The organism is Bradyrhizobium sp. WSM1743 (assembly GCF_000473065.1).
Taxonomy (GTDB): Bacteria; Pseudomonadota; Alphaproteobacteria; order Rhizobiales; family Xanthobacteraceae; genus Bradyrhizobium.
In genome coordinates, this window is sequence record NZ_AXAZ01000003.1 from 86,095 (window position 1) to 107,497 (window position 21,403).

The following is a 21,403-nucleotide window of genomic DNA, read 5'->3' on the forward strand; positions in this document are numbered from 1 at the left end:
CTACATAGGCCGCCGAAAGCGGCCGCGATCGGCGGCGTATCCTTCCGAATTCAGAGGCGGGCGCACACGTGAATATGGACCAGTTGAAGCGGCAGGCTGCTGCGCGCGCCCTCGAGGAGGTGCGCGACGGCATGCAGCTCGGGCTCGGCACCGGATCGACGGCCAAACATTTCGTCGAGCTGCTCGGCGAGCGCGTCGCGGCCGGGCTCAAGGTGATTGGCGTGCCGACCTCCGAGGCGACGCGGGCCGATGCGGAGCGTTGCGGCGTGCCGCTGACCACGCTGGACGAGATCGACCATCTCGATATCACCGTCGACGGCGCCGACGAGATCGATCCCGAGCTCAATTTGATCAAGGGCGGCGGCGGCGCGCTGCTGCGCGAGAAGATCGTGGCGGCCGCCTCGGATCGCATGATCGTGATTGCCGACGACAGCAAGTGGGTGCCGACGCTCGGCAAGTTTCCGCTGCCGGTCGAGGTCATCCCGTTCGGCCTCGGGGCGACGCGCCGCGCGATCGAAAAGGCATTTGCCGAATGCGGCGTTTCCGGGCAAATGGCGGTCCGCAAGGCCAAGGACGGCCACGTTTTCGTCACCGATGGCGGCCACTGGATCGTCGATGCCCAGCTCGGACGTATTGTGAATCCCCCCGGTCTCGCCAAGGCGCTCAGCGCCATCCCCGGGGTGGTCGAGCATGGCTTGTTCATCGGCTTGGCCAGCTCGGCCGTTCTGGCGGGCGGCGACGGAATTCGCGTGATTGAACGGCGCAAGCCGAAAGGAGACCAGGAATGAAGAACGTGTTGAAATTGGTGCCGGCCGCGACTCTCGCTGTGGGACTGGCCCTCTCGGCCGCCCCGGCCATGGCGCAGCAGCCGGCGCCGGCCCCCAAGGCCGCCGCAGCACCGGCACAGCCGAAAGCCTCGCCGGCGGCGATCGCGGCGGCCAGGGAGATTCTGCAGCTCAAGAACGCCACGGGGATGTACACGGGTGCGGTGCCGGGCATGGTCGAGAAGACCAAGATCGCGCTGATCCAGCAGAACCTGAACTACCAGAAGGACCTCAACGAGGTTGCACCGATCGTGGCCCAGCAGCTCGCCGGCCGCCAGAACGAGATCGGTGAAGGCATGGCGCAGATCTACGCCAGCGAGTTCACCGAGCAGGAGCTGAAGGACCTCGTCACCTTTTACAAGTCGCCGCTGGGCAAGAAGCTGATCGAAGCCGAGCCGCGCGCCATCGGCCTCAGCATGGCCTTCATGAACTCCTGGGCCCAGAACTTCTCCGAGACGGTGATGGGCGCCTTCCGCGCCGAGATGCGCAAGCGTGGCAAGGAGATCTGATCGATACTATCTGATCAGAATCTTGATCATGCTCTAGGAGAGGTCGGAGTGGACAATGGCTGAATTCGACGTCGACCTCTTCGTCATCGGTGGCGGCTCGGGCGGCGTGCGTGCCGCCCGCATCGCGGCCGGTCACGGCGCCCGCGTGATGGTCGCGGAAGAGTACCGCATGGGCGGCACCTGCGTGATCCGCGGCTGCGTGCCGAAGAAGCTGTTCGTGATCGGCTCGCATGTCCGTCACGAGATCGAGGACGCCGCAGGCTTCGGCTGGACCATTCCGTCCATGAGCTTCGACTGGCCGACGCTGATCGCCAACAAGGACAAGGAGATCGCGCGGCTGGAGGCGGCCTACACGACGAATGTCGAGAAGTCGGGCGCGCAGATCGTCAAGAGCCGTGCGGTGATCGAGGACAAGCACACCGTCCGCCTGCTCGAGAACGACAGGAAGATCTCCGCGAAGTACATCCTCATCGCCACCGGCGGCGCGCCCAATCACGGCGCCTCGATCCCCGGCATCGAGCACGTGATCTCCTCCAACGAGGCGTTTCATCTTGCGAGGCTGCCGAAGCGGATCGTGATCCAGGGCGGCGGCTATATCGCGCTGGAATTCGCCGGCATCTTCGCCGGCTTCGGCTCCGACGTCACCGTGATCTATCGCGGCGACAACATTCTTCGCGGTTTTGACGAGGATGTCCGGACCCATGTGCGCGCCGAGATGGAGAAGCAGGGGATCACGATTCTCACCGGCTGCACGGTGACCAAGGTCGACCGCCACGGCGAGGGCTTCACCACCCATCTGTCGAACGGGTCGAGCATTGGCTCCGATCAGGTGATGTTCGCCATCGGCCGCCATCCCAACGTCGCCAATCTCGGCCTGGAGAAGGCCGGCGTCGCCATCAACCCCAGGAATGGCGGCATCGCCGTCGACCATTTCTCCAGGAGCTCGGTCGACAGCATCTATGCCATCGGCGACGTCACCCACCGTTTCAACCTGACGCCGGTCGCGATCCGCGAGGGCCATGCCTTCGCCGACACCGTGTTCGGCAAGCGCGAGGTGAGTGTCGATCATGCCAACATCCCAACGGCCGTGTTCTCGCAGCCCGAGGTCGGCACGGTTGGCCTGACGGAAACCGAGGCGCGCGCGCAATTCAGCCATGTCGACATCTACAAGACGACGTTCCGGCCCATCAAGGCGACGATGTCGGGCCGCGATACCCGCGTGCTGATGAAGCTCGTGGTCGACGGCGCGACCGACCGCGTGCTCGGCTGCCACATCGTCGGCGACGCCGCTGCCGAGATCACGCAAGCTGTCGCGATCGCGGTGAAGATGAAGGCGACCAAAGCCGATTTCGACGCGACCATCGCGCTGCATCCGACCGCAGCCGAAGAGCTCGTCACCATGCGCACCCCGACCGCACGCCATGTGCGGCAGGCGGCGGAGTAGCGACGGCGCTGAGCGGCTCTCAAGCGAACGAGTTCTTGCCAAATTTGGTGCGGGATAACCCTCTCCCCTTGGGAGAGGGAGGCTTCGCGGAACGCGAAGCCGGGTGAGGGGTCTCTATCCTCGCCAACCGTCGTGCAAGTGGAGAGAACCCCTCATCCGGCGCTTCGCGCCACCTTCTCCCACAAGGGAGAAGGAAGAAACCTCAGCGCCGACTAGCGAACAGTTTACCCGTACAAATATCCGACCGGCTTGCCTTCGGTGCGCAGGGGACGGATGTCCTTCTGCGTGATGATCTGGCCGGCGAGGCCGTCGATCTCGTCGCGCTGCGTCGGGGTCCAGCTGCGCAGCTCGTTCATGCCCTTGAGCAGGCCGAGGCGGAGGACCTGGGTGTTCTCGCCGACGCCGATGAGGCTGATGGAGTCCTTGCCCGCCGTCACCACGTCGCCGGCCGAAAGTTCAAAGCTCTCGCCGGCCTTCTTCTGAAATTCGGCCGTGCCGCGAATGACGCGGTAGATCACGACCTCGCCCTTGGCGAAACAGCTGGCGTCCGCGGCGATCGATGTGCTCTTCGGCAGCAGCGACTGACCGCGCGGGTCGGTCGCGATGATGTGGCCAGTGACGAGATGGCCGCTCGGAATCTCGATGCCGATGTCGCGCACGTAGACCGGCATCGCCGATTTGACCGCGCCGCCGGTGAGCGGCTTGAACAGCGCGTCCAGCGCCAGGGGATCCTGCAGCCAGAAGCCGGCATCGGCCGGCCGGTTGTGCAGCGGATGGCTCCAGGCCGCACGCGGTGTCTCGGCTTCGTTGATCTGATCCGGACCGACGATGGTCGGGTTGGGAAACGTGGTGGGATCGGTGATGAAGGCTTCGAGGAATTTACCCGAGTAGCCCATCGAGATCGGATCGGGCACCACGGTCTGCGGCGTCTTCAGATTCTCTTCGGTCGACAGGCCCGACCAGGTGTAGAACAGCTGGCGGTGCACGATCGCGCTTTGCAGCATCACCGCGCCGGGACCGACATTGTAGAAGCGCCCGTCATAGTCGAAGGTGAACGCGCCCGAGGTGACCAGCACGAGCTGAAAGCCGCCCGGCGGAAGATGCAGATGGAAATCGGTGGGGCCGGTGTCGGGCCGGTAGATCGGCAGATTGGTCGCGACCTCGTGCAGGAGGAAGGCCTCGTTGTTGGCGTGAAAGCCTTCATTGGCGCGGTTGTAGAGCGCCTGCGGCCGGTACGTCGCCTCGAATTTCGCATCCCGGTCGCGATCGATCGCCACGAAATCCTGATCATTGAGGCGCAGCCGCGCGCCGTTCGGATGGGTGAGACCGGTGAATTTGAGATCTCCGGCAGCATGCACGTTCATGGCATTCTCCGATCTGAGGCCATTCATCCCGGAGCTGGGCGCGCGTAACTTGCCGCTCCTTATCGTGGCGGGGCAGGGAATTGGCCTGATGCTGTCTTGCGAATTTTAGGCCAGTCGGAGCGCGGTGCGACGCTGCAGGCTCGTCGGCTGCTCGCGGCGCGAAAATAATCGAGATTGCACCTGAGGTTAGGCAACAGGGGGCGCCAACTTGCCCGGCCTGTCCGCGCCAGCCGCAAGTCGGGTGGAGCGACTTATCTTGTCCAATTTGTCGGCATGTCCTGCAAAGGGCGTGCAGCCTTTCCGGTTGCGGCGACAGGCAAATGCCGGCGGCTCAGATGCGGTTCATTCGAACGATCGACGGACGGTCCGCTCGGGCTTGCCGGACGGGCTATCGGTCCACTTCGCCATATCCAACGTGCGCACGTCGAAGCCTTCGCACCAGAGGCAGCTCAGCGCCGCGCGGCCTTTGGCCGTCAGCATCGGGACAAGCGCGTGACCGCAGCCGGTGCAGGATGTGATGCGATTCATGCGCTTCTCCGTGATCGTCGAATTCAGGAATGGCATTTTGGTTGCCGAAGCTTGCGCGGGCGCTATGACGGCGCGGGAGCGCTGCGTTCGGCGGGTGCAGCCGTCCCGGAGAGCGAACGTCAAGGTGCGGCGTGTCGCCCCGCCGTGACCCGCCGTGTCGCCCTGACCGTCGCCGTCGATATTGAGCCGCCGGACCCTGCGCTTTCCTAAGACGGGAGTCTTCCAATGCCGGTATGGACGGTTCTGCCTTGCCAGGTGACGTCGCGCGGCAAGCCGATATTGAGGGAAAGCAGACGGGCCATGCACATTCCCCGACGGAACCAGGCGGCTGCGCAACCCGGCGAATTCCAGATCGCTGCATCGTCAATCTGCATCCAGATCCAAGGTTTAGCACGTTAGGGGTTGTTAGACGTTGCTAGAGTGCCTTGCCATGGGCTGTCCGGGCGCCGATTTGAAGAGCTGAGGCGGAAGACGGGAGAGGCGCGATGGATGATCAAGCGACACTGGCGGCGCTCAGGCGCCATTGGGATGCTTCGGACGCCAATGATTTCGAGGCCGAGCACGACATCTATCGCGAGGATGCCGTGCTCGACTATCCGCAATCGGGCGAGCGCATTCATGGCCGCAGGAACATCCAGGAGAGCCGTTTTGTGCAGCCGAACAGGAAGCGCTTCACGGTCCGGCGGATCATCGGCGGCGGCGATCTCTGGGTGAGCGAGTTCGTGCTGAGCTATGACGGGGCGCCATCCTACGTCGTCAGCATCATGGAGTTCCTTGACGGATTGGTCGCGCACGAAACGCAATATTTCGGCGGCCGGTTCGATCCGTCACCATCCCGTGCGCATCTTGTCGAGCGGGTGAATTGAAGGAGTGACGCTTGTCGCCCATGTTCCGTCATTGCGAGCGCACCGAAGCAATCCATTCCGCGGTGGGATTCTGGATTGCTTCGCTGCGCTCGCAATGACGGTGTTGGAGCGGCGGACTCAAATATTGATCTCGTGCCCCGGACGCAGCGCAGCGCTTCTTAGCGGTGCGCTGCTGAGCCGGGGCCCATGCGGCGGCGAATGCGTGACCTTTTTGGTCCCGGCTCAGCGCAGCAACGCTTAGGGCGTTGCAGCGCGTCCGGGACACGATTCAGCAACACGGAACCGATGCGGCGGCTGGTCGCAGTCGCATCGCCTTGATTCCGACAGACCCGTCTTTATGTGTCGGGAGAACAAGAATCCGGGCCCCTCTGGCGAGGACGCCGACGACGTCGGTCAACCTCGTGATGTCGGATGACCTGTCCCGCGCGAATGCGATGGATCGGCCGATCGTCGGGCCTTTTTCGGTTCTCTCCGACCAGTCGTTCCATCGCAGCTCCGTGCGGCCATTTCGCAAGATCGAGGAGCAACGATGTCTGACGCCAAGCATTCAAATCCGAACGAGATCGAGATCGCGGATCCGTCCAGCCTGAATGAGCAGGCTGCGGCGGCGCTGGTCATTGCCGGCGCGCTGGTCGCCGTGGCCGACCGGCGCGTTTCGCCGGTCGAGCGCGACGAGGTGATCCGCTTCATCCGGGATCGCGGATTGGCGCCTCATATCGACGACGAAAGGCTGCTAGCAATGTTCGACACACTCGCCGACCGGCTGGAGGAGCCGGACTTTGCCAACGTCGTGATCGACACGCTGCGGCCGGTCTCGAACATGCCGCTGTCGTCGCATCTGATGGAGCTGTCAGAGCGCGTCGCGGCCGCCGACGAGGACGTCCATCCCCATGAGGTGCAGGCGATCAAGCTGTTGCGCCTGCTGACGCTGGCTCTACCGCGCGCAAAGCAGGTCGCACCGGCCCCGTCCCCCGCCGCAAACCACGCAGCCGCCGAGGAATGAGCATGACCACTGCCTCGGACGAGCGTACGACGGGAGCCGAGGGTGCCGCCAGCCAGATGGCCGGCGGCGACCCGCGCCTCGACAAGCTCGTCCATCGCCTGCCGCCGCGCATGGGCGACGCCGTCACCTATCTGCTCAAGCCGTCCAGCCGCTGGGTGAGAATCCCCTCGGGTGCGCTGCTCGTCGTCGGCGGCGTGTTCTCCTTCCTGCCGGTGCTCGGCGTCTGGATGCTGCCACTCGGCCTCGCGCTGCTTGCCGAGGACGTGCCCGTGCTGCGCTCCTCCCGCGCCAAGGTCCTGGATTGGGTCGAGCGCAAGAGGCCGCAATGGCTCGATCCGTCCGCATCGAAACCTGATCGATCATGACAGAGTTCATCACCCCCGATGCGCTGACCGCGCTGTTCCAAGTCGTCCTGATCGACCTCGTGCTCGCCGGCGACAACGCCGTCGTGATCGGTCTCGCCGCGGCGGGCCTGCCGGCCACGCAGCGCCGCCGGGCCATCATCGTCGGCATCGCCGCCGCCACTGCGCTGCGCATCGTCTTCGCCGGTGTCGCGACCCAGCTCCTGCAGATCATCGGCCTGCTGCTCGCCGGCGGCGTGCTGCTGCTCTGGGTGTGCTGGAAGATGTGGCGCGAGCTGCGCGAGCAGTCTGCGCATTCGGGGCAGCTCGCGTTCAGCCATGGCGGCGGCGCGGATGCTACGCCGGTACAGCGAAAGACCTTCGGCCAGGCGGCGGTGCAGATCGTTGCCGCCGACGTCTCGATGTCGCTCGACAACGTGCTCGCAGTCGCGGGCGCTGCGCGCGAGCATCCCTACATCCTCATCTTCGGCCTGTTGCTGTCGGTTGCGATGATGGGCGTCGCCGCCGATCTGCTCGGCCGCGTGCTCCAGAAGCATCGCTGGGTTGCCTATGTCGGGCTCGCCATCATCATTTACGTCGCCTTCGAGATGATCTATCGGGGCTCGCTCGAGCTCGCGCCTGTCATCGCGAGTCTCTGAGGCGCATGCCTGTCTGCAATCCGGAGTGATCAATGACGCCTGAACCCAAGGCACCTTCGGCGCTGGCCGCGCCGCAGCCGCCGATTGGCCTGTTTCCGAAGCTGATCTTCGGCTCGCGCTGGCTGCAATTGCCGCTCTATATCGGCCTCATCGTCGCCCAAGCGGTCTATGTGCTGTTGTTCTTGAAGGAGCTCTGGCACCTGGTCGCGCATTCGTTCGACGCCAGCGAGCAGCAGATCATGCTGGTCGTGCTCGGGCTGATCGACGTCGTCATGATCTCGAATCTGCTGGTGATGGTGATCGTCGGTGGCTACGAGACCTTCGTCTCCCGCCTGAACCTCAGTGGGCATCCGGACGAGCCGGAATGGCTCAGCCACGTCAATGCCAGCGTGCTCAAGATCAAGCTCGCAATGGCGATCATCGGCATTTCCTCGATCTCGTTGCTCAGGACCTTCATCGAGGCCGGCAATCTCGGCACCACGCGGAGCAATTTCACCGAGACCGGCGTGATGTGGCAGGTGCTGATCCACACGACCTTCATCATCTCGGCGATCGGCATCGCCTGGGTCGACCGTCTCAGCGAGAGCGGCCATCGCAAGGAGGCCAGCCACGGCTGATGAACATGGCCGCCTGAATGCCTCCCGAGCGGCCAACGCTCAGGGCTATCGCACTTGAAAGCTTTTTCCCTGCGGCCATCCTTCGAGACGCCCGCTTTGGGCGGGCTCCTCAGGATGAGGACGGAGTGCGCGGTAGCAATCTCAATAGGCGCTCACGCCAAATAGCCTCATCCTGAGGAGGCGCGTTAGCGCCGTCTCGAAGGAGAAGGCGTGCACGCAGGCTGCAGCCACAAGTCATTTTCAATAGCCTCTTCTTTCGAGATCGATAAAATTGTCTGCAATCCGTTCAGCGGTGGCAAACGCTGCGGACAAGAAGCTCGGCGCTTTAAACCAGAGCTTTGGAACCGATCTGCATCCTGCCTCGCAAAAGGGCAGGGCATCAGCATGTCAATTCTCAGGGAGATCGTCGCAGCGGTCGCGGGAGTCTACGCGCTCCTGTTCGTCTGCGACGCATTGTTCGGGGTCGGCGAGGCGCGCTTCGACGACACCTATTACAGCGCCAGCTTCTATGCGCCGCGGCCGAAGGAGTTTCGGTTCGCCATCGACACGCCGCCGGCCGTGCGCGTCAGCGAAGCGTTCGCACAGTTTGCGCCGGGCGACGCCAAGCCCAACAAGCGTTACTCGTCGCTGACGACGATCATCCGGTAGTGATGAGAGCTTTTCCCTGCAGCCATCCTTCGAGGCGCCCGCTTTAGGCGGGCTCCTCAGGATGAGGACGGAGTACGCGGCGGCAGTTTCAACGAGCGCTGACGCCGATTAGCCTCATCCTGAGGAGGCGCGTAAGCGCCGTCTCGAAGGACGAGGCGTGCGCACAGGCCGCCGCCATCAGTCAGATGCGATAGCCCTGCTCCGGGAGAGGCGAACAACCTCACTCCCCCTGAATCCACTCCGCGACGCCGCGCCACAGCGTGTCGCGGTGCTCGGGGCGGAAGAAGCCGAAATGGCCTATTCTCTTGGCGCCGACGTCGGACGGCTTCACCGTCAACACCTCCGGCCTGATCGCCGTGAATCCGTTTGCGAGCAGCTCGACCGCGGGGCGCGTGGCCCAGGGATCGTCGGAGAAGCATAGCGCGCGCAGTTCGCCCTTGAACTTTGCGAAATTATCCAGCGCCGGCAGCTTTGAATCGAACAGATAGCGCGGGCTCGAGACCCACTCGGCCCATTGCAGGAATACGCCCTTGGGCAAATCCTCGCCGATGCCGGCCCAGCCCGGCGCGTAACCGAGCGCGTGGGCCAGCGGCACGCCAATGAGGTTCATGAAGGCGTAGACCCGGTATTTTTCCGGCGAGGTCATCAGCCGCCAGGTTGCCGCCTGCGAGGCCACGAACGCGGCGCGCGAGATGTCGCTGTTGTTCTCGATCAACCCGAGCGCCTGGCCGCCGAAGGAATGGCCGACATAGGCGAGCGGCAGCGTATTGTACCGCTCGCGCATCCAGCGCACCGCTGCGGTGACGTCGAGCGCGGCCCAGTCGGACATCGAGGCCTTGAAGCCGACCAGCGATTTCGGCTGGTTGTAGCCGACCATCGCCGGCAGCCGGGAGTCGCCGATGCCGCGATAGTCGTAAGTGAGCACCGCGCAGCCGCGATGGGCCAGGTAGGAGGCAAAGCCCCGATAAATCTTGCGTGGCACGGCGGTCGCCGAATTGATCAGGACGGCATGGCGCTTGGCGCCGCGCGGCAGGAACAGGGTGCCGGTCAGCGCATAGCCGTCGGTCGCCGGGAAGCTGATCTCGTCGATGAAAACGTCGTCCTGTGCCGCGTCCATGGGCAGAAGCTGTCCTGCCAGTTTTCTTAGCCATCCCCAGCAAATGCGAATTTGGCTTTCGCCGCAAGGGTTTGCGGTGCGAAATGGATTTACAACTGGCGGGGCGTGGCCAGCCTGTGTATAAGGCGGCCCTCGCAACCCCTAGATCAGGTTGTGCTTTTTGCTTCACGGAGAGATTGCGATGTCCGAGCGGTGGACGCCCGAGTCCTGGCGCAGCAAGCCGGTGCTACAGGTGCCCGATTATCCCGACGCCAAGGCCTTGGCCGACGTCGAGGCGCAGCTTGCGACCTTTCCGCCGCTGGTGTTCGCAGGGGAGGCGCGCAATCTGAAGAAGGCCTTGGGCCGCGTTGCGGCCGGCGAGGCCTTCCTGCTCCAGGGCGGCGACTGCGCCGAGAGCTTCGCCGAGCACGGCGCCAACAACATCCGCGATTTCTTCCGCGTGCTGCTGCAGATGGCGGTGGTGCTGACCTATGCCGGCGCGGTGCCGGTGGTGAAGGTCGGCCGCGTTGCCGGCCAGTTCGCCAAGCCGCGATCATCGCCGACCGAGAAGGTGAATGGCGTCGAGCTGCCGAGCTATCGCGGCGACATCGTCAACGACATCGCCTTCACCAGGGAAGCGCGTATCCCCGATCCGCAGCGCCAGCTGATGGCCTATCGCCAGTCAGCGGCGACGCTGAACCTGCTCCGCGCGTTCGCCACCGGCGGCTACGCCAATCTCGGCAGCGTGCATCAATGGATGCTCGGCTTCCTCAAGGACTCGCCGCAGTCCCGCCGCTACAAGGAGCTGGCCGACCGCATCTCGGACGCGCTCAATTTCATGCGTGCCTGCGGCCTCGACCTCGAGAGCCATCCGGAGCTGCGCGCCACCGACTTCTACACCAGCCACGAGGCGCTGCTGCTCGGCTACGAGCAGGCCATGACCCGCGTCGATTCCACCACGGGCGACTGGTATGCAACCTCGGGCCACATGATCTGGATCGGCGACCGCACCCGCCAGCTCGATCATGGCCATGTCGAATATTTCCGCGGCATCAAGAACCCGATCGGGCTCAAATGCGGCCCGTCGCTGAAGCCGGACGAGCTCCTGAAGTTGATCGACGTGCTCAACCCCGACAACGAGCCGGGCCGGCTGACGCTGATCGGCCGTTTCGGCTCCGACAAGATCGGCGAGCATCTGCCGAACATGGTCCGCGCCGTGAAGCGCGAAGGCCGGGTGGTGGTCTGGTCCTGCGATCCCATGCACGGCAACACGATCACCTCGACATCGGGCTACAAGACGCGGCCGTTCGACCGCATCCTGTCCGAGGTGAAGTCGTTCTTCGCGATCCACGCGGCCGAAGGCACCCATGCCGGCGGCGTGCATCTGGAGATGACCGGCAAGGACGTCACCGAATGCCTCGGCGGCGCCCGCGCGATCACGGACGAGGATCTCAACGACCGCTACCACACGGTCTGCGATCCCCGTCTCAATGCGGAGCAATCCATCGATATGGCTTTCCTGGTCGCGGAGCTGCTCAAGCAGGAGCGTGCCGGCAAGGCCCTGCCGATTCCGGCCGCAGCGGGGCTCTAAAACCTTGCTGCGGATCTGGAAGGCCACGATCAATTCCCGCAACGGTCTGGCCTTTGCGTTCCGGTCGGAGCAGGCCGTCCGCGAGGAGATCTTTGCGCTCCTGCTGTCGGTGCCGCTCGCCTGGTTCATCGGCGCGACCGCGATGCGCGCGGTCGAATTGGTGTGCTCTGTCGCGTTCGTGCTGACGGTCGAGCTGCTCAACACCGCGATCGAGAAGCTCGCCGACCGGCTGACCATGGATCACGACAAGCAGATCGGCCGCGTCAAGGACATGGGCTCGGCTGCGGTTGGCGTTGCGCTCTTGATGACCGGCGCGTTCTGGATCATCGCCGTCATCGAGCGGTTGGGGTTCCTGTAACGCGCGGAGAATATCCATTGCGCGTGGGTGTCCGAGGTCCCTTCACCTCGGGAGAGGTGAAAGCGAGCGCTCGATGACCGAACGTCTCAACACATTCGCGGTCACGCTCGCCCAGCTCAATCCGACCGTGGGCGACGTGGAGGGCAATGCGGACAAGGTGCGCGCGGCGCGTGCGCGAGCTGCCGCCGACGGCGCCGATCTCGTGCTGTTTCCGGAACTGTTCATCGCCGGCTATCCGCCCGAAGATCTGGTGCAGAAACCGGCCTTCCAGGTCGCCTGCCGCGCCGCGATCGAAAGCCTCGCGCGCGAGACCGCCGATGGCGGGCCTGCGATGCTGGTCGGCACGCCCTGGGTTGAGGACGGCAAGCTCTACAATGCCTGCGCGCTGCTCGATGGCGGACGCATCGCTGCGCTTCGCTTCAAATGCAATCTGCCGAACTACGGCGTGTTCGACGAGAAGCGGCTGTTTTCGCGCGGCCCTGCCGCCGGTCCCGTCACCGTACGCGGTGTGCGGATCGGCGTGCCGATCTGCGAGGACATCTGGCTGGAGGAGTCCGAGGACTACGAGAACGTGGTCGAGACGCTGGCCGAGACCGGCGCCGAGATCATCCTCGTGCCGAACGGCTCGCCTTACGCCCGGGACAAGAACGACGTGCGCCTGTCGGTCGCGGTGGCCCGCATCACCGAGAGCGGACTGCCGCTGGTCTATCTGAATCAGGTCGGCGGCCAGGACGAGCTGGTGTTCGACGGCGCATCCTTCGCGCTTAACGGCGATCTCTCGCTTGCGGCGCAGTTGCCGGCCTTTGAAGAGAGCATCGCCACGCTGCGCTTTACCAGAAACGACGAGGACTGGTGCTACACCGGGCCGATCGCCGAGCAGCCCGAGGGCGACAAGGCCGACTACGCCGCCTGCGTGCTGGGCCTGCGCGACTACGTCGCCAAGAACGGCTTTCCCGGCGTGCTGCTCGGCATTTCCGGCGGCATCGATTCCGCGCTGTGCGCGGCGATCGCGGTCGATGCGCTCGGCGCCGATCAGGTGCATGGCGTGATGCTGCCTTATCGCTACACGGCCGCACACTCGATCGCGGACGCCGGCGAGCTCGCCGGCCATCTCGGCATCCGCTACGAGGTCTTGCCGATCGCGGAAGCCGTGAACGGGTTCGAGACCATCCTCTCCGGCATCTTCAAGAACCTGCCCCCTGATATCACCGAGGAAAACCTCCAGGCCCGCACCCGCGGCACGCTTCTGATGGCGATCTCCAACAAGACCGGCCTGATGGTGGTCACGACAGGCAACAAGTCGGAGATGTCGGTCGGCTACGCCACGCTCTATGGCGACATGAACGGCGGCTTCAACCCGATTAAGGACATCTACAAGACGCAGGTGTTTCGGCTGGCGAGCCTGCGCAATTCCTGGAAGCCGGATGGCGCGCTCGGGCCCGCCGGCGAGGTCATTCCCCCTGATATCATCACGCGTCCGCCGACGGCAGAGCTGCGCGAGAACCAGACCGATCAGGACTCATTGCCGCGTTACGACGTGCTCGATGCCATCCTCGAGCGCCTGGTCGAGCGCGAGGAGCCGCTGGATCAGATCATCGCCGCCGGCTTCGACCGCGAGATCGTCACCCGCATCGACCATCTGCTCAACGTCGCCGAATACAAGCGCCGCCAGGCCGCGCCCGGCGTGAAAGTGACACCCAGGAATTTCGGCCGCGACCGCCGCTATCCCATCACCAACCGCTTCCGCGACAAGGGGGAGAGGCTGCCCGCGCCGGACGAGACGCTGGTCTCGCGCGGCAGCAAGGCGTCAATAGACGCGTTCGAGGGCTGAACTCCAGCTTGAGCGACGGTGGGCCCTATGACGGGGCTGCAAAAAACAGCACCCTTAGGAAGTGCGTGTATTCGGATTCGAGCACCATGATCGACACAAATACCAACACCGCGATCGGCGGCAGCAGGATGGCATAGGCCAAGGCCAGCCGCTCCCAGGCCATGTGCATGAAGACGGCGACGATCAGGCCGGCCTTCAATATCATGAACAGCAGGATCAGCGACCACCGGAGATAACCGTGTAGGCCAAAGTAGTCGACGAGGTAGGAGCACGTGCTGAGGACGAACAGCCAGCCCCAGACCACGAGGTAGAGCTTGATCGGGTGCTGTTGCCCCTTGGCGTGAACGGCTGCCGTTGCGACTGCGCCATGCGCCGGAGCGTGGAGCTGTCCTTCCATGTGTACCGCCGCGTTTGTCATGCGCCGACCTCACCAAAGGTAGAAGAATGCAAAGATGAACACCCACACGAGATCGACGAAGTGCCAGTACAGGCCCGTGATCTCGACGATCTCGTAGTACCCCTTGCGGCTCGTGAAGAAGCCGCGCCTCTCGACGTCGAAGTCGCCGCGAAAGACCTTCCGCGCAATGGCGATCAGGAAGATCACACCGATCGTCACATGGGTGCCGTGGAAGCCGGTGATCATGAAGAAGCTCGCACCAAACTGCGGCGCACCCCATGGATTGCCCCAGGGCCGGACGCCTTCCATGATCAGCTTGGTCCATTCGAAGGCCTGCATCCCGACGAAGGTTGCGCCGAAGGCTGCCGTGACCAGCATCAGGATTGCGGTTCTCACGCGATCGCGGCGGTAGCCGAAATTGACGGCCATCGCCATTGTCCCGCTGCTGCTGATCAGCACGAAGGTCATGATGGCGATCAGGATCAGGGGGATGTGGTTGCCCCCGATATTGAGGGCGAAGACCTCGCTGGGATTGGGCCACGGCACGGTCGTCGACATGCGCGCCGTCATGTAGGAGAGCAGGAAGCAGCTGAAGATGAAGGTGTCGCTGAGGAGGAAGATCCACATCATGGCCTTGCCCCAGGACACGTTCTTGAAGGCACGCTGATCGGACGCCCAGTCGGCGGCGATGCCACGCCAGCCTTCAAGCCGCGCAGGCGATTGGCCCGGATTTGTCAGCACGGTCTCAGCCATCTGGTCGCGCCTCCCTAGCTCAGCAATTGGCGGCAGATGTTGACGAAATCGTCGGTCCAGCCGGTGAGAAGACCGAGCAGGACAAGCCAGACCAACAGCAGGAAGTGCCAGTAGATGGCGCACAGTTCCACGCTCAAGCGCATCTCGGCGATCTCGGCGCCACGCCACATCTTGGCTGAGGTTCGGCCCAAGGCCACCAGACCGCCCGTCAGATGCAGCCCGTGTACCGCAGTCAACAGGTAGAAGAAGGAATTCGCCGGGTTGGACGCCACGAAATATCCGGCGGCCCCGAGCCGCTGCCAGGCCAGGAGCTGCCCGGCGAGGAAGATCACGGCAGACGCTCCGCCGGCGAGCAGACCGATGATGACGCCTTCCGTATCATGTCGTCGCGCGGCCACGTACGACCATTGCAGCGCGACACTGCTCAGGACCAGAACGCCGGTGTTGACCCACAGCAGCCGCGGTACCGGCAGCGGCCGCCAGTCCACCACGCTCATGCGCATCGAGTAAGCGCTGATAAAGAGGACGAACAATGCGCTTGCGACAGCGAGAAACACGCCAAGTCCGACCTTCGCTGCCGGCCAGGCCATGGCATCGCCGCCAGGGAAGTCACCGGCCGGGCCTTCCTCCAGCCAGGGCTTGGCCGTCAGCCGCTGCTGCGACAGCCACCATCCGGCGATCACCGCAAGCACAGTCAGGAACAGGATGACGGCGCTCACGAAGCAGCTCCCTGAACGAGCTGCGTCGCGCGCGGCGGCTGGTTCTGTGGAATGAAGTCCTCCGCGGCGCCGGGTACACTGTAATCATAGGCCCAGCGGTACACGACCGGGAGCTCCTTGCCCCAGTTGCCGTGCCCTGGCGGCGTTTCCGGCGTCTGCCACTCCAGCGTCGTCGCCCGCCACGGATTGCCGCCTGAGGCCTCACCTTTGAACAGGCTCCAGGCCAAATTGAACAGGAATACCAGCTGGCTGAAGCCGACGGTCAAGGCCACCACGGAGATGAAGGCGTTCAGTGAATGGGCCGAGGACGGGATGAACGTTGCATCTCCGAGCTCGAAATACCGGCGCGGAACCCCGAGCAGTCCAAGATAGTGCATGGGGAAGAAGATCAGGTAGGCACCCAGGAAGGTGACCCAGAAGTGAAACTTGCCCAGGGCCTCGTTCAGCATCCGTCCCGTGACCTTCGGGTACCAATGATAAATCGCGCCGAGCACGACCATGATCGGCGCCACGCCCATCACCATGTGGAAATGTGCGACCACGAACATGGTATCCGAGAGGGGCACGTCCACGACGACGTTGCCGAGGAAGAGGCCGGTGAGCCCGCCGTTCACGAAGGTGATGATGAAGCCGAGGGCGAACAGCATCGGCACGGTAAGATGAATGTCGCCGCGCCACAGGGTCAGCACCCAGTTATAGACCTTGATCGCGGTGGGGATTGCGATGATGAGCGTCGTGGTGGCGAAGAAGTACCCAAATTGCGGGAACATGCCGCTCACATACATGTGGTGCGCCCATACGATGAAGCTGAGCGCGCCGATGGCCACAATCGCCCAGACCATCATGCGATAACCAAAGATGTTCTTGCGCGCATGCGTGCTGATCAGATCGGAGACGATGCCGAAGGCGGGCAGGGCGACGATGTAGACCTCGGGATGGCCGAAGAACCAGAACAGGTGCTGGAAGAGCAGCGGGCTGCCGCCGCCATATTTCGACAGCGTGCCCATCTCGACGAGGGAGGGCATGAAGAAGCTGGTTCCCAAGAGACGGTCGAGCAGCAGCATGACCGAGGCAACGAACAGTGCAGGGAATGCCAACAGCGCCATGACGGTCGCCGTGAAAATGCCCCACACCGTCAGGGGCAGGCGCATCAATGTCATGCCGCGGGTCCGCGCCTGCAGCACCGTCACCACATAGTTCAGCCCGCCCATGGTGAAGCCGATGATGAACAGGATCAGGGACGACATCATGAGAATGATGCCCCAATCCTGCCCGGGCGTTCCGGAGAGGATTGCTTGCGGGGGGTACAGCGTCCAACCGGCGCCGGTGGGGCCGCCGGGCACGAAGAACGTCGAGGCCAGCACCAGGACTGCGAGCAGATAGACCCAGTAGCTCAGCATGTTCACATAGGGGAAGACCATGTCCCGGGCGCCGACCATCAGCGGGATCAGGTAGTTGCCGAAGCCACCCAGGAATAATGCGGTGAGCAGGTAAATCACCATGATCATGCCGTGCATGGTGATGAACTGGAGGTACTGGTTGGCATCGATGAAAGAGAAGGTGCCGGGGAATCCCAGTTGCAGCCGCATCAGCCACGACAGCACCAGGGCCACCAGCCCGATGGCCGTGGCGGTCAGCGAATACTGAATGGCGATCACCTTGGCGTCCTGCGAGAAGACATACCGTGTCCACCAGCTCCGCGGATGATAGAGCTCGACATCGGGTACTTCGGCAGGCGGGATGCCGCGGATCCCTTCATATGGAATATCGACCATAGAAACCTCCTCGGTCGTTTCCATCGGGGTAAGGCGTTGGCCTCATGCACCCGATCAATCTTTGCGGCGGCAGCTTGCTACTTGCCGCCGGATTGGTACGTCGCCTTCACGACGGCTTTTGCCGGCGATAATTCTGCGAACGTTTTTTGTTGGTCCAGCCAAGCGTGGTATTCACCCTCTTCGTCGACGATGACCTTGGCCCGCATCTGATAGTGAGCAGCGCCACAAAGCTCCGCACAGAGGACATCAAACGTTCCGGTTCGGATCGGCGTCATCCAGAAATAGGTCACCATGCCTGGAACCATGTCCATCTTGGCCCGGAATTCGGGCACGTAGAAATCGTGCAGGACATCAACCGAGCGGAGGAGAACCTTGACCGGCTTTCCCACTTGCAGGTGCAGCTCGCCGCTCTCGATCACGACGTCGTCCTGCGCGTGGGCGTCGTCACGATTGAGTCCCATCGGATTGTCGGAAGCGATGTTGCGGACATCGGATGTGCCCAAACGCCCATCCTTGCCCGGAAGGCGGAAGCTCCATTGCCATTGCTGGCCCATGACCTCGACCTCGGTGGCATCCGCAGGCACCGTCACGAACTGGTGCCAGACCACGAGGCCAGGCGCCAGCATGGCCGCGACGCCGACGCCGGTCCCGACGCTCAGCCACCATTCGAGCCTTTTGTTTTCCGGATTGTAGTCGGCCCGTCTTCCCTCCTTGTGGTGAAAGCGGAAGACGCAGTAGGCCATGAAGGCGATCACCGCGACGAACACGAAGCCCGTGATCCAGAACGTGATGTTGATGGTGTGGTCGATATAGGCCCAGTTGGTGGCGATCGGCGTCCACCACCACGGGCTGTAGATGTGAAACAGCACCGAGCCGATCGCGACCAGAAGCAGTATCAGTGCGACAGCCATCCTGATCCATCCTTGCCGTTGAAGGCTACGGATACGAATCCAGGGCGGAGCTCATGTCTGTCGCGATGGCTGGCCTTTCTTGGTTGGCATTCATGCCATCGCCGGCCTGTTGCCTCGCCCATTCCACTGTTCGCGAAATCAAGAACGCTCGCGACCATTCAACTCTAAGGGCGTCTGCGTTCAAAATGGTACCAGCCGAACCCGGCGTCAATAGAGCATGTAGGCGTGCTGACCTGGCGTGGCGTTGCTGTCGGCCGAGAGGTCGGCGAAGCGTCAGTTGCGCATGTAAGGCTGGCGGGGTCTTCGGTGACGCAACGCACAAATCTGTGCAGATGCACAATTCACCCAACCGTGAGTTCAGCCGTGGCCTATGCGCGCTAAGCTCGCGCGGCAGGTCGCGACGGGTTCCGTCCGGCCAGGCTCGGTTACTGAACCTGGGTTACCGTACTTGACCCATCGCGTTTCCTGCTTATCCGGCGGACACGCGTGACTGGAAAGCGCGTGTCATCGAAACCGCGATTTTCAGCACGGGAGCTCCGTTCATGGCCACTCTGTACTCCCACGACATCAGGCGGCACGCATTCGGCGAAGCGGCCTCCTATCGCATTCGCAAGATCAGCTTGTCCGACCTGACCGAGGCCCTGCGCCTTGGTTGGGCGGATTTCCAGGCGATGCCGAGCCACGCGATCGTCGTGTGCCTGATTTATCCCGTTCTCGGTCTCGTCCTGTTCAGGATGGTGCTCGGCTATTCGGTGCTGCCGCTACTGTTTCCGCTGGCCGCCGGCTTTGCCCTGATCGGTCCTTTTGCTGCGATCGGTCTCTACGAACTCAGCCGCCGTCGTGAGCGCGGCGAGGAGGTCGAAGCATGGGATGCGATCAAGGTGCTGCGCGCACCGTCGTTCGGCGCCATGATAGAACTCGGTGTGCTCCTGCTGGTCCTGTTCGGGGCCTGGATCGGTGCCGCGAACGCGATCTATGTCTCAATCTTCGGTCATGCGGCGGCCGCAAGCATTCCCGACTTCGCGACGCGCGTGCTGATGACACCGGAAGGCTGGTCGCTCATCGTCGTCGGTTGCGGTGTCGGCTTCCTGTTTGCGCTTGTGGCATTGTGCGTCAGCGTCGTGTCATTTCCGTTGATGCTCGACCGGCATGCGACCGCGATCGACGCGATCCGCACCTCGCTCCGGGCGGTGGCGGCGAATCCGGTTGCGATGGCCGGATGGGGCCTCATCGTGGCGGCGCTGCTCGTGATCGGCTCGCTGCCGCTCTTCGTCGGTCTCGCTGTCGTTTTGCCGGTGCTCGGTCATGCCACCTGGCACCTCTATCGGCGAGTGGTTGAGCCGAATCCGAACCCACCGGACGCACCGCCGCCGCCCCCGAAGGGAAGGCGCTACGCAGCAGACTTTCCGGCCAATCTTTTCCCGTGGAGCCGCGAGGGCGAGCCGTAACAGCGGAAGCGGCCGCTTGCGCGGAGCGCGACAGAGAGTAACGCCTACTTCTGCTGCTGCGGCAGGAAGGTCGGGCCGACCGAGCGGATCGGCTTGTTCTCCGACGAGGTCGTGGGGGCTGCATCCGCAGGCGGTGTTGCAGCCGGTGCAGTCGCCGTCGTCGGCGCGGGAGCTGCGCCCTTCTTGGCATTGGCAGGCGTGCCCTTGTTGAGCCGCTGCTGCTGCATCTTCCTGGCGCTCTCCTCGGTGACGATGATGTCGCCCTGCTGCTCGGCTGCGGCCTTGTCGTCGGCTGATTTCAGCGCGTCCGCCCAGGTCTGGCCCGCCGCCTTGCAGGAGCAGGACGGGTTGAACTCGCTTCGGAATTTGAACGCGGTCGGCAGCGCGGTGTAGGGCTGGCCGCCGATCGAGACTGCCGAGTTCATGTCCTCGCCGGGATTGCGATGGCTGTAGAGCACGGCTTCCGCGGCCGGGCACAGCGCCTTGCAGGTCTTCTCGTCGTCGGGGAAGCGCGCCGGCACGGTGGCAAACGAGATCGGGAAATAAGCGCCGTCGCAGGTGCGCACGCACACGGTGCGGAAGGTGCCTGATTGCGGACCGAGATCGGAGGGCGGCACGGCTTGCGGATTGTTCGGGTTGTTGTTGCCGCCGAACAGGTTGCTCAGGAAGTTGCCGCCGCCTTGCGACTGCGCGGCATTGGCATATTGCGGGCCGCAATTGTTCTGCGCCAGCGCCATCAGGACCGAACGGCGCTGGTTGTCACGCTCCGGGCTGAAGCCGCCGGGGCCGCCGCCGCGCAGCCGTTCGAGGTTGCCGGTGATCTGGTCCAGATTGGCGCGCATCTGTTGGATCTGGGTGTTCACTGGGCCACACTGCGCCGACTGGCCGTTGAACAGCGAAAAGAAGCCGGAGGAATCGCAGCCCATGCGCTTGGCCTGCATGGTGACGCGGTCGAGCTCGGCCTGCTGCTTGGCCTGGGAATCCTGATAACGGCGGATCTGCTCTTCGCGCGCGGGATCGCCACCGCCGCCGCCGCGGTCGAGCGCGGCGAGCTGGCCTTCCAGGCGGACGCACATCGGGTTCGGCCCGAGCCCGTTCTGGCCGGGCTGAGGCGGCGGGCCGGGCGGGCCGGCCTGCGCGAAGGCGCCATTGGCGAGCACGACAGTGCTCAGGAGCACGGTGCAGGCGAGGAGGAAGCGGGCACGGGAGAGGAGCGACAAAAATTCAGGCATATCCGCCATTCTAGCGAGGTCACGGCCCAGCGTGATCTGGGGGGCCGAAGCGCGCCCTCCAATAGCCGCTTCCTGCGGCATCGTCACGTCGTTTCAGGGGCCAAAGATTGGGCCTAAGGTCCGCCAGCTCCGAGCGAATTCAGCGCTGGCAGGTGATTGCGACATATTCGTCGCAATGCCCATGGGAGCAGTTTGCGCCAGTTTTGGGGACGGAGCCGGTGATTTCGTCGGGATCGACCCGGCGATAGCTTGATGCCTGGGCAAAATCTCGTGACTGGCAATAGGCGCGCGCGGCCGATGCGCCGCATTTGTCGCCCCTGGCCAGGCACTGGTCGACCCCATAGCCATCCGCCTGATTGGCGACGATGAAAACGCGGGTCTCGGCGCAAGCGCTGGGTGCTGCAAGGATCGCGGCGCTGAAAATGAGCGCGAGCAGGGATCGCATGAAAATACCGGGGCTAAAAATGGAGGAACCGCCGGTTCCAGAAT

The 21,403-nt window shown here is 63.8% G+C and carries 23 protein-coding genes and 1 pseudogene; 13 read left to right on the forward strand and 11 right to left on the reverse strand.

Going from position 1 to position 21,403, the window contains the following annotated elements:
• The first annotated feature begins 68 nt into the window (after nucleotides 1-68).
• Genes rpiA through gor form a run of 3 tightly spaced genes read left to right on the forward strand, consistent with a single transcriptional unit; the run spans nucleotide 69 to nucleotide 2,777 of the window.
• On the forward strand, nucleotides 69-788 hold the full coding sequence (gene rpiA, locus YU9_RS0104215; protein WP_027571640.1) for a ribose-5-phosphate isomerase RpiA: 720 nt from the start codon (nucleotides 69-71) through the stop codon (nucleotides 786-788).
• Complete coding sequence (locus YU9_RS0104220) at nucleotides 785-1,333, forward strand: DUF2059 domain-containing protein (protein ID WP_027571641.1); 549 nt, start codon at nucleotides 785-787, stop codon at nucleotides 1,331-1,333. The genes rpiA and YU9_RS0104220 overlap by 4 nt, the downstream gene beginning before the upstream one ends.
• 55 nt (nucleotides 1,334-1,388) lie before the next feature.
• Nucleotides 1,389-2,777 carry a glutathione-disulfide reductase gene (gor, locus tag YU9_RS0104225; RefSeq protein ID WP_027571642.1) on the forward strand — a complete coding sequence of 463 codons (1,389 nt, stop codon included), beginning with the start codon at nucleotides 1,389-1,391 and terminating at the stop codon, nucleotides 2,775-2,777.
• Nucleotides 2,778-3,001: 224 nt separating this feature from the next.
• Here gor and YU9_RS0104230 read toward each other — a convergent pair whose 3' ends face one another.
• The 3 genes and pseudogenes from YU9_RS0104230 to YU9_RS50995 all read right to left on the reverse strand — a co-directional run.
• Nucleotides 3,002-4,141, reverse strand: a complete 1,140-nt coding sequence (locus YU9_RS0104230) for a hypothetical protein (protein WP_027571643.1) — start codon at nucleotides 4,139-4,141, stop codon at nucleotides 3,002-3,004.
• Nucleotides 4,142-4,483: 342 nt separating this feature from the next.
• A complete protein-coding gene (locus tag YU9_RS0104240; RefSeq protein WP_027571644.1) occupies nucleotides 4,484-4,669 on the reverse strand; it encodes a hypothetical protein in 186 nt (61 codons plus the stop codon).
• 114 nt (nucleotides 4,670-4,783) lie between these two features.
• A pseudogene (locus YU9_RS50995) lies at nucleotides 4,784-4,971 on the reverse strand (sulfurase); the annotation flags it as partial.
• A gap of 183 nt (nucleotides 4,972-5,154) precedes the next feature.
• Here YU9_RS50995 and YU9_RS0104245 point away from each other — a divergent pair.
• The 6 genes from YU9_RS0104245 (at nucleotide 5,155) to YU9_RS0104270 (ending at nucleotide 8,803) form a co-directional block, all read left to right on the forward strand.
• A complete protein-coding gene (locus YU9_RS0104245; RefSeq protein WP_027571645.1) occupies nucleotides 5,155-5,535 on the forward strand; it encodes a nuclear transport factor 2 family protein in 381 nt (126 codons plus the stop codon).
• Between the two features lie 529 nt (nucleotides 5,536-6,064).
• Complete coding sequence (locus tag YU9_RS0104250) at nucleotides 6,065-6,538, forward strand: TerB family tellurite resistance protein (protein WP_027571646.1); 474 nt, start codon at nucleotides 6,065-6,067, stop codon at nucleotides 6,536-6,538.
• A 2-nt stretch (nucleotides 6,539-6,540) separates the two neighbouring features.
• A complete protein-coding gene (locus YU9_RS0104255) occupies nucleotides 6,541-6,903 on the forward strand; it encodes a hypothetical protein (RefSeq protein WP_027571647.1) in 363 nt (120 codons plus the stop codon).
• Nucleotides 6,900-7,538 carry a TerC family protein gene (locus YU9_RS0104260; RefSeq protein WP_027571648.1) on the forward strand — a complete coding sequence of 213 codons (639 nt, stop codon included), beginning with the start codon at nucleotides 6,900-6,902 and terminating at the stop codon, nucleotides 7,536-7,538. The genes YU9_RS0104255 and YU9_RS0104260 overlap by 4 nt, the downstream gene beginning before the upstream one ends.
• Nucleotides 7,539-7,570: 32 nt before the next feature.
• The gene (locus tag YU9_RS0104265) at nucleotides 7,571-8,155 is read left to right on the forward strand and encodes a TIGR00645 family protein (protein WP_027571649.1); all 585 of its coding nucleotides are present in this window, start codon (nucleotides 7,571-7,573) and stop codon (nucleotides 8,153-8,155) included.
• Between the two features lie 384 nt (nucleotides 8,156-8,539).
• Nucleotides 8,540-8,803, forward strand: a complete 264-nt coding sequence (locus tag YU9_RS0104270; protein ID WP_027571650.1) for a hypothetical protein — start codon at nucleotides 8,540-8,542, stop codon at nucleotides 8,801-8,803.
• Nucleotides 8,804-9,023: 220 nt separating this feature from the next.
• Here YU9_RS0104270 and YU9_RS0104275 read toward each other — a convergent pair whose 3' ends face one another.
• The gene (locus YU9_RS0104275) at nucleotides 9,024-9,920 is read right to left on the reverse strand and encodes an alpha/beta fold hydrolase (RefSeq protein ID WP_027571651.1); all 897 of its coding nucleotides are present in this window, start codon (nucleotides 9,918-9,920) and stop codon (nucleotides 9,024-9,026) included.
• Between the two features lie 181 nt (nucleotides 9,921-10,101).
• Between YU9_RS0104275 and YU9_RS0104280 the strand changes: the two genes are divergently transcribed.
• The 3 genes from YU9_RS0104280 (at nucleotide 10,102) to YU9_RS0104290 (ending at nucleotide 13,679) form a co-directional block, all read left to right on the forward strand.
• Nucleotides 10,102-11,490, forward strand: coding sequence for a class II 3-deoxy-7-phosphoheptulonate synthase (locus tag YU9_RS0104280; RefSeq protein WP_027571652.1), 1,389 nt, complete (start codon nucleotides 10,102-10,104; stop codon nucleotides 11,488-11,490).
• A 4-nt stretch (nucleotides 11,491-11,494) separates the two neighbouring features.
• Complete coding sequence (locus YU9_RS0104285) at nucleotides 11,495-11,848, forward strand: diacylglycerol kinase (protein ID WP_027571653.1); 354 nt, start codon at nucleotides 11,495-11,497, stop codon at nucleotides 11,846-11,848.
• Between the two features lie 73 nt (nucleotides 11,849-11,921).
• Nucleotides 11,922-13,679, forward strand: coding sequence for an NAD+ synthase (locus YU9_RS0104290; RefSeq protein WP_027571654.1), 1,758 nt, complete (start codon nucleotides 11,922-11,924; stop codon nucleotides 13,677-13,679).
• 25 nt (nucleotides 13,680-13,704) lie between these two features.
• Here YU9_RS0104290 and YU9_RS0104295 read toward each other — a convergent pair whose 3' ends face one another.
• From YU9_RS0104295 to YU9_RS0104315, 5 genes are all read right to left on the reverse strand, one after another.
• On the reverse strand, nucleotides 13,705-14,097 hold the full coding sequence (locus YU9_RS0104295; RefSeq protein WP_027571655.1) for a cytochrome C oxidase subunit IV family protein: 393 nt from the start codon (nucleotides 14,095-14,097) through the stop codon (nucleotides 13,705-13,707).
• A 9-nt stretch (nucleotides 14,098-14,106) separates the two neighbouring features.
• Nucleotides 14,107-14,829, reverse strand: coding sequence for a heme-copper oxidase subunit III family protein (locus YU9_RS0104300; RefSeq protein WP_027571656.1), 723 nt, complete (start codon nucleotides 14,827-14,829; stop codon nucleotides 14,107-14,109).
• 14 nt (nucleotides 14,830-14,843) lie between these two features.
• Nucleotides 14,844-15,548, reverse strand: a complete 705-nt coding sequence (locus YU9_RS0104305; protein WP_027571657.1) for a cytochrome c oxidase subunit 3 — start codon at nucleotides 15,546-15,548, stop codon at nucleotides 14,844-14,846.
• Nucleotides 15,545-17,323 carry a cbb3-type cytochrome c oxidase subunit I gene (locus YU9_RS0104310; protein ID WP_027571658.1) on the reverse strand — a complete coding sequence of 593 codons (1,779 nt, stop codon included), beginning with the start codon at nucleotides 17,321-17,323 and terminating at the stop codon, nucleotides 15,545-15,547. The genes YU9_RS0104305 and YU9_RS0104310 overlap by 4 nt, the downstream gene beginning before the upstream one ends.
• 77 nt (nucleotides 17,324-17,400) lie before the next feature.
• Nucleotides 17,401-18,234: a cytochrome c oxidase subunit II gene (locus tag YU9_RS0104315; RefSeq protein WP_027571659.1), complete on the reverse strand. Its 834-nt coding sequence runs from the start codon at nucleotides 18,232-18,234 to the stop codon at nucleotides 17,401-17,403.
• A gap of 542 nt (nucleotides 18,235-18,776) precedes the next feature.
• Between YU9_RS0104315 and YU9_RS0104320 the strand changes: the two genes are divergently transcribed.
• Nucleotides 18,777-19,682: a DUF2189 domain-containing protein gene (locus YU9_RS0104320; protein WP_027571660.1), complete on the forward strand. Its 906-nt coding sequence runs from the start codon at nucleotides 18,777-18,779 to the stop codon at nucleotides 19,680-19,682.
• 44 nt (nucleotides 19,683-19,726) lie between these two features.
• Here YU9_RS0104320 and YU9_RS0104325 read toward each other — a convergent pair whose 3' ends face one another.
• Both YU9_RS0104325 and YU9_RS0104330 read right to left on the reverse strand, forming a co-directional pair.
• Entirely contained in the window at nucleotides 19,727-20,923 is a 1,197-nt protein-coding gene (locus tag YU9_RS0104325) for a DUF2865 domain-containing protein (protein WP_027571661.1), read from the reverse strand.
• 130 nt (nucleotides 20,924-21,053) lie between these two features.
• Nucleotides 21,054-21,359, reverse strand: coding sequence for a hypothetical protein (locus YU9_RS0104330; protein WP_027571662.1), 306 nt, complete (start codon nucleotides 21,357-21,359; stop codon nucleotides 21,054-21,056).
• Nucleotides 21,360-21,403: the final 44 nt, after the last annotated feature.